At 65.7% G+C, this 11,956-nt stretch carries 9 protein-coding genes; 1 reads left to right on the top strand and 8 read right to left on the bottom strand.

All coding sequences use genetic code 11. From position 1 onward, the window contains the following. Window positions 1-105: 105 nt before the first annotated feature. Complete coding sequence (locus P3C39_RS12950) at window positions 106-1,431, top strand: folylpolyglutamate synthase/dihydrofolate synthase family protein (protein WP_024501984.1); 1,326 nt, start codon at window positions 106-108, stop codon at window positions 1,429-1,431. 64 nt (window positions 1,432-1,495) lie between these two features. Here the strand turns inward: P3C39_RS12950 and P3C39_RS12945 are convergent, their stop codons facing one another. From P3C39_RS12945 to tsaE, 8 genes are all read right to left on the bottom strand, one after another. After that, a complete protein-coding gene (locus tag P3C39_RS12945; RefSeq protein ID WP_013528323.1) occupies window positions 1,496-1,909 on the bottom strand; it encodes a type II toxin-antitoxin system VapC family toxin in 414 nt (137 codons plus the stop codon). Continuing rightward, on the bottom strand, window positions 1,906-2,154 hold the full coding sequence (locus tag P3C39_RS12940) for a type II toxin-antitoxin system VapB family antitoxin (protein WP_013528324.1): 249 nt from the start codon (window positions 2,152-2,154) through the stop codon (window positions 1,906-1,908). The genes P3C39_RS12945 and P3C39_RS12940 overlap by 4 nt, the downstream gene beginning before the upstream one ends. 108 nt (window positions 2,155-2,262) lie before the next feature. Beyond that, window positions 2,263-2,544 (bottom strand): cupin domain-containing protein, encoded by a 282-nt coding sequence (locus P3C39_RS12935; RefSeq protein WP_013528325.1) that lies wholly within the window; start codon window positions 2,542-2,544, stop codon window positions 2,263-2,265. Between the two features lie 128 nt (window positions 2,545-2,672). Next, window positions 2,673-2,996 carry a thioredoxin gene (trxA, locus tag P3C39_RS12930; RefSeq protein ID WP_013528326.1) on the bottom strand — a complete coding sequence of 108 codons (324 nt, stop codon included), beginning with the start codon at window positions 2,994-2,996 and terminating at the stop codon, window positions 2,673-2,675. A gap of 76 nt (window positions 2,997-3,072) precedes the next feature. Then, window positions 3,073-6,591, bottom strand: coding sequence for a double-strand break repair helicase AddA (gene addA / locus P3C39_RS12925; protein WP_063171002.1), 3,519 nt, complete (start codon window positions 6,589-6,591; stop codon window positions 3,073-3,075). Next, entirely contained in the window at window positions 6,588-9,722 is a 3,135-nt protein-coding gene (gene addB / locus P3C39_RS12920) for a double-strand break repair protein AddB (RefSeq protein ID WP_275953216.1), read from the bottom strand. Before addB ends, addA begins: the two co-directional genes overlap by 4 nt. Further along, on the bottom strand, window positions 9,719-10,447 hold the full coding sequence (locus tag P3C39_RS12915; RefSeq protein WP_224675084.1) for a nucleotidyltransferase family protein: 729 nt from the start codon (window positions 10,445-10,447) through the stop codon (window positions 9,719-9,721). The genes addB and P3C39_RS12915 overlap by 4 nt, the downstream gene beginning before the upstream one ends. Continuing rightward, complete coding sequence (gene tsaE / locus P3C39_RS12910) at window positions 10,444-11,955, bottom strand: tRNA (adenosine(37)-N6)-threonylcarbamoyltransferase complex ATPase subunit type 1 TsaE (protein WP_224675085.1); 1,512 nt, start codon at window positions 11,953-11,955, stop codon at window positions 10,444-10,446. Before tsaE ends, P3C39_RS12915 begins: the two co-directional genes overlap by 4 nt. Window position 11,956 lies beyond the last annotated feature (1 nt).

Below are 11,956 nucleotides of genomic sequence, written 5' to 3'. Positions count from 1 at the left end.
GCCGCGACCGCGATTGCACGAGGGCTTCGGCGCGCTGTAGCCTTTGATTGCCATGGCCATTCGAAACCGATTCTGGTTTTCAGGCCCATGCGCTAGGATTCCACCATGACGACGCTTGCCGCCGACCGCGAAATCGAAGCCCTGATGGCGCTTCATCCGAAAGGCTTCGACCTTTCGCTCGACCGCATTTCGCGGCTGCTGGAGCGGCTTGACAATCCGCAGGACCGGCTGCCCCCGGTCATCCACATCGCCGGCACCAACGGCAAAGGTTCGTGCGCAGCCTTTTCACGCGCCCTGCTCGAGGCTGCGGACTACCGCGTCCATGTCCACACCTCGCCGCATCTGGTCAACTGGCATGAGCGTTACCGGCTGGCCGCCGATGGCGGCGGCAGGCTGGTCGAGGACAGGGTTTTCGCCGATGCCATTGCCCGTGCGGCCAGGGCCAATGAAGGCGAGAAGATCACCGTCTTCGAGATCCTCACCGCCGTCACCTTCCTGTTGTTTTCCGAACACCAGGCCGACGCTGCGATCATCGAAGTCGGGCTCGGCGGCCGCTTCGACGCGACCAATGTCATCAAGGAGCCGGCCGTGTCGGTGATCATGCCGGTGTCGCTCGACCACGAGGCCTATCTCGGCGACCGGGTCGAACTGATCGCGGCCGAAAAGGCCGGTATCATCAAGCCCGGCTGTCCGGTGGTCATCGGCGCGCAGGAGAGCGAAACGGCGCTGCAGGTGCTGATCGAAACCGCCGAGCGGCTTGAATGCCCCACCTTCGTCTACGGCCAAGACTTCCTTGCCTTCGAGGAAAACGGCCGCATGGTCTACCAGGACGAAGACGGCTTGATGGACCTGCCGCCGCCCAGGCTGCCCGGCCGCCACCAGTTCGCCAATGCGGCGGCGGCGATCGCCGCGGTCAAAGCGGCCGGTTTCGAGATCAGCCATCGCGCCGCCGAAAAGGCGATGGTCAATGTCGCCTGGCCCGGCCGCATGCAGAAGCTGGTGCAGGGCCGGCTGGCCGAACTGGCACCCAAGGGCGCCGATATCTGGCTCGACGGCGGCCACAATCCCGGTGCCGGCGTGGTGGTTGCCGAAGCGCTGGCCGAGCAGGAAGAGAAGAACCCGCGTCCGCTGTTCCTCATCTCGGGCATGATCAACACCAAGGACCAGAGCGGCTATTTCCGTGCCTTCAAGGGCCTCGCCCGGCATGTCTACACGGTGCCGGTGAGCCTCAGCGAGGCCGGCGTGCCGAACGACGAACTGGCGATCCGCGCAACGGAAGCCGGGCTGACCGCCGAGCCGGTGAGTTCCGTCGCCAGCGCGCTGATGCTGCTGCGCGACACCTGGGACGGCCCGTCGCCACGCATCCTGATCAGCGGTTCGTTGTATCTGACCGGAGCGGTGCTGGCCGAGAACGGCACCCCGCCGACCTGAAGCAGGCGACTATTCATGCCTTGGGTGGCTGCGGCGGCTGAGGCCGAACCTTGGCTTTCGACCTTCAGAAATCCCACGGTGAGATCAGATCAAGGCTGGTGGTGCCAAAGTCGCTGAGATTGCGCGTTGCCAGCCGGCCACCGTTCACGCGCGCTATCGCCGCAATCATGCCATCGGGGGCTGACATGCCGCGACCTTGGCGTGTCGCGGCCCCCATGATCTCGCCGTAAGCCAAGGCAGCATCTTCAGTCAATCCAAAAATCCGGCCGGCAAATCGATGGCGCCACCGGGAAAGTCCCTGCTCCAGCCGATCGGCACGCTCATCAGGCCGTATTTTTTGGATGCCGAAGGCGATTTCAGCAATCGTCACTGTGGGAAGGGCCAGTTCAGCGTCATTGCGGACAAGCCACGCCAGGACAGCTTGGTCCGGCGCCTTCTTCAGACTCTCCGAAATCACGTTGGTATCGACGAAAATCAAAGCTCAAGTCCCGAATGAACCTGGCGGCCTTCGCGAATGATCTTTTCCAGATCGATGTCGGCGCCATGGTTTGCAGTCAAGCTGGCATAGAAGGTGGAAGCAGGTTCACGGCCAGCTTCACGAATTTCGTAGGATTCGAGCGCACGTTCGACCACATCGGCTATCGAACGATTTTCACGACGAGCAAGTCTATGAGCCAGGTCGCGTGCTTTTGCGCTTCGGACTGAGAGTTGTGGTTCGGCCATTTCGAACTCCCTTTTAGAACGGATATAGGCCGATCCACCGCTGCCATCAAGGTGGCAGTTGATGGCGTGCCATCACGCGGTGGATTTCCAGCGCATTGATAGGCGGCGTTACTTCAACTCTATCTCGATAAAGGCGTATTCGCCTTCATTGGCGTTGATGACGTCGTGCTCTACGCCCTCCTTGCGGAAATAGGGCGCGCCCTTCTTCATCTCGGCAAAGGATTCGCCGTCCTTGGTCAACAGCTTCACCTTGCCGTCCATCAGCGGCACGACGACATAGTCGTGGCCGTGGCGATGCCAGCCGGTGTTCTCGCCCGGCGCGAAGCGGTATTCGGTGACGATGACACGCTCGTTGTCGATGAAGACGGTGGCCTTGGCGGATCCGGTCATGGAGTTCTCCTGTCTGCCTCGAGCAGATGACATGGAGTGCCCGGATGCGAGAGCCAGAGCCACGCACCGATGACGCCAACAAAAAGCCCGGCGCGAGGCCGGGCTTGATACCAGGAATTTCAGATGGGTCAGGCGAGGTTGCCATTGATCCAGTGCGACAGCGCGGTCTTCGGCGCGGCACCGACCTTCATGTCGGCCATTTCGCCGCCCTTGAAGATCATCAGCGTCGGGATCGAGCGCACGCCGAACTGGGCGGCAAGCTCCGGATTCTCGTCGATGTTGAGCTTGGCGATCTTGACCTTGGCGCCAAGTTCGGTGGCGATATCTTCGAGCGCCGGCGCAATCATCTTGCAGGGACCGCACCATTCCGCCCAGAAATCGACGACGACCGGTACGTTGGCGTCAAGCACGTCAGCCTGGAAGTTGCTCTTGTCGACCTTCACGGTTGCCATATGGAAAAATCCTTTTGAAAGTTTTTGTCCCACCAAATGTGGTGGTGATCGCGCCCTTCTTCAAGCAGGTGTTGTGTCACGCTCCCGTGAGTCGAGCAAGGGCGTCGTCCATGGCGCTGGCAGGCAGTTCGATCAGCTGCGGCGCCTCGGTGAACAGCAAGGCCGCCTTGACCGTGCGGCCGGGATAGAGCGGCTGCAACAGCGCGCGGTAGAGCGCCAACTGCAGGACATAGGCCGGCGGCACCTCGGCCAGACTGGCGGGCGCCGGCCGGTTGGTCTTGTAGTCGACAATCGATACCGTGTCCGGCGTTACCGCCAGCCGGTCGATCTTGCCGGAAATCGAGCGCTTCTTGCCCTTGACCTCCAGGCTGCCCATGATCGCAACCTCGGCACGCGACGATGGCGCAAACAGCTGACCGAAGCCGGGATCGGCAAGGATCGATGTGACCGACGCCAGGGCCTTTTCACGCTCTGATGGCGGCCAGTCCGCACCGGTTCGCAAGAGATAGCGTTCTGCCGCTCCCGCACGTTCGGGCTCGGCAATACCGGGCAGCATCTGCAGCAGTTTGTGGAGGGCGAGCCCACGCAGCACGGCAAAGCCGGGCTCGGCGTCGGCGTCGAGCACCGGCGACGCCTTGTCGACAACGGCTTGCTTGCCTTCGTCGATCAGCGCCGAGGCGCCCGATGGCGACAACGGACGCGGCAGATCCTCGAAGGGCAGCAAGGGCCGGAACAGCGTCGCCGGCAAAGGCGCGAAAGCGTCGGCCTGCCGTACCTGCTCGGCGGAACTTGGCGCGACGGGGGGCAGCTTGGTGACATGGAAACGGTGCACCGGCTCGCCGCCGGCGGGATGCGCACGCTGCTCGCTCTCCGACGCGCCGATCAGCGCGCGGCTGACGATCGAGTGCCAGGTGCCGGCGTTCGGCGCCCGCTTGCCATGATAGCCGCAGACGATCAGCCGGTCCTCGGCACGGGTCATGCCGACATAGAGCAGCCGGCGGTATTCGTCGTCGGCGAGTTCCCGTGCCCTTGAGGCCGCTGCTTTCGAAAAACCGTTGGCGACCTCGCTGGCCGAGCGCCAGAGATAGCCCTTGCCGTCCCAGTTCGCGCCGGAGCCATCGAAGGGCATCAGGCGCGGCAAATGCTGGTCGCTGAACGGCGCGGAACCGCCATCGACCAGGAACACGACGGGCGCTTCCAAGCCCTTGGCGGCGTGCACGGTCATGACCCGGACCTCGTCGCGGGTCTGGTCCATCTCGCGCTTGATCTCGGGACCGGCGTTTTCCAACGTCGACAGGAAGGCTTCCAGCCCCGGCAGGCCGGTTCGCTCCTCGGCGAGGCAGAAGCTCAGGAACTCGTCGAGAATATCGCCGGCTTCGGGCCCGAGCCGCGCGATCATCTTGCGGCGCACGCCATCGCGCGCCAGCAGGGCGGCATAGAATTCGAACACCGGCTTAAACGCGGCTTCGTTCGTCCAGATGTCGACCTGGGCGACGATCTTCGCCAGTCTCTCGCTGTCGCCGGCGTGCTGTCGCAGCGACGCGATCAGCGACAGACCCGACGGCCTCTGCGCGGCGAGCATGAACAGCGTCTCTTCCGGCAGATCGAAGATCGGGCTGCGCAACACGGCGGCAAGCGACAAATCGTCCTGCGGCTGGATGAGGAGGTGACCGAGCGCGATCAGGTCCTTGACCGCGATGTGCCCGGGCAGGCTCAGCCGGTCGGCGCCGGCAACCGGAATGTCGCGGCGTTTGAGTGCGCGGGTCAGGGCATGGACGAAGCGATCGCGCTTGCGCACCAGCACCAGCACATCGCCCGGCCGCAGCCGCTTGCCGCGGCCCTCGATGATTTCGCCACTGCCGATCCAGCCGGCGATGGTGGCGGCGACGTTCTCGGCCACGCGCACCGCCGGCGCATGGGCATGGTCGATGGCTTGTGTCCAGTCATCTGGCTCATCGACGGCTTCAGCGCCGACCGACGGCCACACCTCGACATAGCCCGGCGCGTCGGTGCGGATCGCCTGGTGGCGAAGCGGATCGGGATCATGACTGATGCCGCGCCGCACGGCTGGATCGGCGAAGACGCGGTCGACCGCGGTCAGAACATCGTCGGTCGAGCGGAACGACCAGGTCAGCTTGAGATCGGCGAAGGACGCCTCGGCGTCACGCACTCGTCCGGCAAACAACAGCCGGCTGTCGGCGAAGGAGTCCGGGGCCGCACCCTGGAACGAATAGATCGACTGCTTCTCGTCGCCGACGGCGAACACCGTGCGATGGACCCTGTCGCGTGCGCCAAAGCCGGCAAAGAATTCCTCCGCCAGCCGTTTCACCACTTCCCATTGGTCCGGACTGGTGTCCTGCGCCTCGTCGAGCAGGATGTGGTCGATGCCCTGGTCGAGCTTGTACTGCACCCAGGGGCCGGCGTCCGGCCGCGCCAGCAGGTTGACGGTGCGGGTGATCAGGTCGTTGAAATCGAGGAAGCCGCGGCTGCGCTTCAGCATTTCGTAGCGGGCGATCAGCCAGTCGGCGATGGTCAGCGCGGCAGCCGTGCCTTCAAGCATCCGGAACAGGGCCAGCCGATCGGTGGTTTCGACTATGGCGTTGGCGGCCGAGAGATAACGCTCCGCCAGATCCGGCAACCGGTCGACCAGGGCCTTCTTGAAGGCCTTTGCCGGGTCGTAAGCGTCGCCATCGGTCTTGAGGAAGGCTCGCGCGAGCAGTTGCAGGCGGCGAATGGGATCGCCCTCGGCAAAAGCCTGCCGCGCATAGGGCAGGATGTTGTTCAGTACCGATCTGGCGTCGGTGGCCTCGGCGGCGTGGGCGAAGCCGGCAAAATAGTCGGGCAGGAAGCCCGGCAACGGCCATACCGAAGCGGCTATGCCCTCGGCTGTCTGGCCTGGATGGAAATGGAATTCGTCGAACAGGGCCTGGAAGTGCGTGCCATCGCGCCCGACCGCGTCGATGAAATGGCGCAAGCCGTCGCGCTTGCGCACAATCTCACCCAGCAAGGCGTCGAGCCCGGCTTCGCCGCCCCGATCGAGAATGGCGGCAAAAGCCTCGGCCAGATCCCTGTCACCGGCGGACGTGCCCGAAATCATCTCGCGGCGCGCCGCGGCAAACAGCGATGCCTCCATCTGGCCGTCGAGCATCTCGAAATGGGCCGGGATGTTGGCCTCCAGCGGGAACTGGTGCAGCACCGATTCGCAGAAGGCGTGAATGGTCTGGATCTTCAGCCCGCCGGGCGTTTCCAGCGCCTCGGCGAACAGGCGCCGCGCCCGGCGCATGGTCTCGAGATCGGGCCGGCGCCCCTCCAGCGCCTCGACCTTTGCCGCCAGATCCACGTCACCAAGCGTCGTCCACTCCGACAGTGTCGAAAAGACCCGGTTCGACATGTTGGCGGCGGCGGCGCGCGTATAGGTCAGGCACAGGATCTTCGACGGATCGGTGCCGCGCAGCAGCAGCCGGATGACGCGCTGCGCCAGCACATGGGTCTTGCCGGAGCCGGCATTGGCCGACACCCAGGCGGAATTGCCGGGGTCGGCGGCGCGGGCCTGGCTGGTCGCGGTGTCGCTGGGAATGGGATAGGCCTTCTTCATGCCTCCCCTCCCTCGTCGCCGCCATCGCCGCCTGCCGACCATTCGAGCACGCGGGCAAGATGGTCGTAGTCGCCATCCGTCTCGCCTTCGCGGAACGGCAGCGCGCGCGACAGATACCCGGTCGCAGGGTCTGCATAGTGGATCAGCAGCTTTTCCAGCCGTGCCCAAGCCTCTTCGGCAAGATCGGTCGCGGTTCGCGGCTGGCGGTTGTGTTCGAGGATGGATTCCTCGAACACCTCGCCATTCGGCTTCAGCCTGATGAAAGCCAGCTGAGAGGGCTCACGCACGCCCAAATCCTTGAAGGCGCCGCGCCTGAGCAGCGCGCCCTCCAGCGCCAGTTGCGGCGCAAGCAGTGTGTGCGCCTGCGCCTTGGACGGCGAGGAGCCGGTCTTGTAGTCCAGTATGTCGGCCATGCCGCCGGCCAGAAGGTCGACCCGGTCGGCGTAGCCGGACAGCGTCACGCCGGACTGGCCGACAACGGTCTTTCCGGCGCGCTCCTCGGCATGGCGCCTTGTCACAGCATCAGCGCGCGTGCGCTCCCACTCGATGATGTTGGCGGCGAGTTTTTCGAAGCGCGGCCACCACACCGCCTCGACGTCGGCCGGAAGGGCGGCTTCGGCAAAGCAGGCGCGGCCGGCGGCGATGAGGCCCGCAAGCGCATCGGGAGCGCGCGGATCGGCGACGCTGCCTGAGAACAGGTACAGGATGGCGTGAAACAGCGTGCCGCGCTCGGCCGCACCGGGGTCGCGAATAACCAGATCGAGCGGCATCAGGCCGAGGATGCGTCTTGCATAGACGGCGTAGGGATCACGGCGCAGGGTCTCGATCTCGGTGACCGAGAAATGCGTCGGGCGCACCGACAGCGGCGGCTTCGGCTGCGGCCGTGGCGCGAAATCCTGCCTTGGGCCGGTATCGAGCGCGCGCGCCCAGGTAAGCAATTCGTCGCCGCGCCGGCGCAGCGCGGCCGCCTGGTCATTACCTATGAAGGTGAGCAGCCGCTGAAGCCAGCGCGACGGCACGGCGGGTGCATCGCCGGCACGTGCCGAGCGGGACAGAACCACCTTCCCGGCGCCCATGGCCATCTGGAAATCATGCGCGGCAAGGCCGATACGCCGCTCGGGCGGCTCGAGGTCGATGCCGGTCTTCATCAGCCGCGACATGAAGCGGTCGCTCTCTGGCTTGCGCGGCCATACGCCCTCGTTGAGCCCGCCGATGACCAGCGTGTCGACCGTCTGCAACCGGGCTTCCAGCGCGCCCCAGATGGCGATGTTCCGGTCGGTGCCTTGTGCCGGCTTGACCGTTTCAGGCGCGATCAGCGCCGCCATGATGTCGGGCCACTCGGTCGCCGCGAAGGACAGCGAAGCCGAAGCCGCGACCAGCCCGCGCAGCAGTTCGGCAAGCTTCTCGCCGGCGTCACCGGCATAGATCTCGCCAAGACCCCCGTCGGCGGAGCGGCCGAGATTTTCGAGTGTCACGACACTGGCCCTGACAAGCGCGGCAAGGTCGGCGTCATCCCGGCCTCGGAAGGCTGCGAGCGGCGCCAGCGCCTGCTTGAGACGTTCGAGCAAATTCCGCGCAGTTTCGATAGAGCGCACGGTCAGCCGGGAAAACCAGAAGGGCTGTCGGCTGCCGCCGCCCAAGCCGGTGAGGCGGGCTTCGAACAGTTCCGGTAGCGAAACGATGTCGGGGCGGCCTGTGCCGCCGCGCAACGCCACCAGTTCGATCAGCTCCGCCGCGTGGCGCACATCGGCCCGTTCGAGGCCGAGGCCGAGCAGCGGATGCTTGAGCAGCGACAGCAGGCCAACCGGATCGCCTGGCCGGAACAGTGCCTCGAGCGCCAGCCTGAGCAGGCTGGCCGCCGGGGTGTTGGCGAGCGGTGTGCCACCGGAATCGTCGGCAACGACGCCGAAGCGCTGGAGCTCGATCGAGACGCGCCGCGCCAATGCGCGGTCGCCGGTGACGAGAGCCGCCCTTTGGCCGGGATGTTCGACCGCGCGCTTGAGCGCGACGGCGATGGCCACGGCCTCATCACGTTCGCTGGCGGCTTCGAGCAAGGTCACCTCGGCGAAGGCGCCGGCAATGTCGGACGCCGGGAAACCGGCACGTGTCTCGGCCCAGAGTTCGGTGGTTTCGGCCGGCCGCAGCGCTTCGCCGACAAGGGCAGCGCGAAGCGCACGTCGCGGTTCGGCCACGCCAATCTCCTCGACGTCGCCGCGCAATACGCCGATCTTGCCGATCAGCCTGGCCAAGCCATATTGCGGGTGGCCGAGTACGGCTGGACGCGCGCCAGGCGCGGCAATCGCCTGGAACGACGCTTCGTCCAGCGTCCGGTCGAGACCCGGCAGCACGATGGCGCCGCCGGGCAGGCGCGCGATCGCGGCAAGCAATTCGGCCGTCGCTGGTATCGAGCCGGTCGAGCCTGCGGCGATGACCGGGCCGACGGGCGGATTGCGCTGCAGCCGCGCCGCCTCGGCGCGGATCAGCGCGCTGCGATGCGCGGCCGGATTGGAGCAGTCGCTTTCCGCGAGGAATTTCGGCCAGGCTTCGGTGACGATGCCGAGGAATTCGAGCGTCACCTGCCACCATCCGGCAAGATTGCCGGTCACCAGATCGGTGAGCTTGGCCCAGTCGGTGCCTTCCGTCTCGATCTCGTCCATCAGCCGGGCGAGATCGCGCGCCAGCCAGATCGCGTCGGCGGTGGAAGCCGGGATGACGATCTCCTCGGCGAAAAGGGCGGCGACATGCGCCGGCAGCCGGCGTTTCCAGGCGCGCACCAGCGGCGTCAGCAGCAACAGGCGTTCGGTTGCCGAAATCGGCGGCGCCAGATCGATGGCCGCCGATGCCTCGGTCTCGAACGCGGCCTCATCCTCGTCGAATTCGCCGAGTGGCCGGATGACCGGCAGGATCGCCGAGCCGCCGCCGCCGCGTGCCGCCAGGCTGTCGACGAAGACACCCCGCAAGGCACGCGCGGCACGGCGTGTCGGCACATAGATGGTGGCATCGGCCAAACCGAGCGGGTCGCCGTCGAATCGAAACCCCGGAACAAGACGGCCGGCAAGCAGCGCCTCGGCAAGCGTCGGCAGAAACGGCGCTCCGGGCGGGATCGAGAAAACGCGGCTGGAGCCGCTCATTGCGACTCGATGAGCGCACCGGCGACCGCCGCTTCCGCGAGCGGTACGGCATCGGGCGTGCCGACGGTGATCCAGTGGCCATGCAGGGGCATGCCGAACAGGCGCCCTGCGGCGATGGCGGAATCGAAATAGGCGTTGAGCGAGTGCGGCCCGGCCGGTGCGCCCTTGAACAGGCGCGGATGGACGATCGCCGCGCCGGCATAGATCAGCCCCGCCGGATCCCCCTTTGAACGCCGCAAGCCGCCATCCGGCGCCACCAGGAAATCGGTGCTGCCGCAGTGTCCGGTCGCCTGTTGGAGATCCGCCAGCATCAGCAGAATATCCATTTTCGCCGCGTCCCATGCAAGGGCGAGGCGCTGGAGATTGAGAGGACCGTCATCGATCCAGAAGGTGTCGGCATTGAGGATGTAGAAGGGTCGCTCGCCCAGTTCCGGCAGCGCCTTGACGATGCCGCCGGCGGAATCGAGCAGTTGTTCGCTCTCATCGGAAATGACGATTTTTGGCGCGCGGCGGGCGGCGACATGGGCGACGATCTGTTCGGGAAAATAGTGGACGTTGACCACGGCCTTCGCGACACCGGCGGCAGCCAGGCTGTCGAGGCTCCAGTCGAGCAACGTCTTGCCGGCAATCCTGACCAGCGGCTTGGGAATGGTGTCGGTAATCGGCCGCATGCGTTTGCCAAGGCCGGCGGCAAGTACGATGGCGGTGTCCGGTCCTGCTGTCACAGCGCTCGCTCCTCCAGCAAACCGTGGGCGTCGTAGAACTCGCGCAGGCTTGCCAGCGCCGGATGAGACAAGGCCCGGCGCAGATAATCGCGAATGCGCGGCAGGTGTTTTAGATAATAGGGCTTGCCGTCGCGCTTTTCGAGGCGGACGAAGATGCCGAGGATCTTGGAATTTCGTTGCGCCGCCATGATGGCGTAGGATTCCAGGAAGCTTGCCTCGTCGAAAGCACCGGCTGCGTGGCGCGCCGCGACATAGGCATCCAGCGTCTTTCTCTCGATCTCGGGCGACATCGTAACACGCGCGTCCATGGCCAGCGAGGCGACGTCATAGGCGGACGGGCCGATCAGCGCGTCCTGGAAATCGACGATGCCCAGCCGATCATGCCCTGAACGGTCGCCGCGCCAGATGATGTTGGGCGAATGGAAGTCGCGCAGCATCAGCGTATATTCGCGGCCGTGCAGCCGGTCGAGGAGCGCGCCCCATTGCTTGTGGTAGCCGGCGCGCAAGGCACCGCTTGCCGGGCTGCCCGTTATTGCCGGCACGTACCAGTCGACCAGCAGATCGGCCTCGATCATCATGGCCTCGCGGTCGAAAGGCGGGACATCGTGGAAGCCGCCATGCCCTGTTTCCAGGCGCTGCGGCCAGGTCCTGCCATGCATCATGGCCAGCAGCTCGGCCGCCGCCGCGCAGCGCTCGGGCAGCGGCTGGCCATCGCTGCCGAGGAACCCTTCCGAGCCAAGATGTTCGAGTAGCAGGAATCCCTGCTCCTGGTCCTCGGCATGGATTTCCGGAACGCTGACGCCGCCTGCCTTCAAGGCGCGGTCGATGGCGACGAAAGCGGAAACCGACTGGGCGGTGTGGGCGATCTCGGCATAGGGCTTGCCGTCGCGGACCGGCGGGCCGAGCACCAGCCGTGGCGAGTTCATCAGCACTTGCGGCTTTTGGCCCGGCAGCGAAACGATCTCGTAAGAGCGGGCAGAAGCATCGCCAATGAAATGGCGGCGCTGCGCTTGCGCCCAGCCGGCGCTCACGAGAAAGTCGCGCATGGCCAGCGACCGTGCGGCCCGATCGAAGGCAGGTCCCTGCCCCGACAATCGTGCCAGCCGGCCGTCGCCATGCTGGACGAGCTCGATCAGGACCGTGGTTTTCGGCAGATGGGCTTCCGCCCGCTCCGGCCATTCGACCAAAGCAGCACCTTGCGCCAAGGCTTCGTCGAAACCAAGCTCATCGATCTCGTCGGCCGAGGACAGGCGGTAGAGATCGAAATGATGCACCGGAATGCGGGTGTCGTAGCTCTGCACCAGCGTGAAGGTCGGGCTCGGAACGTCGAGGCCGGCATCGTCGGCCAAGGTCCTGATCAAGGCCCGCGCCAGCGTCGACTTGCCGGCGCCCAGATCGCCCTTCAGGGCAAGCACGTCGCCTGGGCGCAGCGACAGCGCCAGATCTTCGCCCAGCCGCGCTGTCTGGGTCTCGTCGGCGAGTAATCGCTCCAGCACCAGTCCGGTCATC

Origin of the sequence: Mesorhizobium sp. XAP4, assembly GCF_029269325.1 — a bacterium.
Taxonomy (GTDB): Bacteria; Pseudomonadota; Alphaproteobacteria; order Rhizobiales; family Rhizobiaceae; genus Mesorhizobium; species Mesorhizobium ciceri.
Note: the sequence above shows the minus strand (reverse complement) of the source record. Positions and strands in the feature narration are given on the sequence as shown.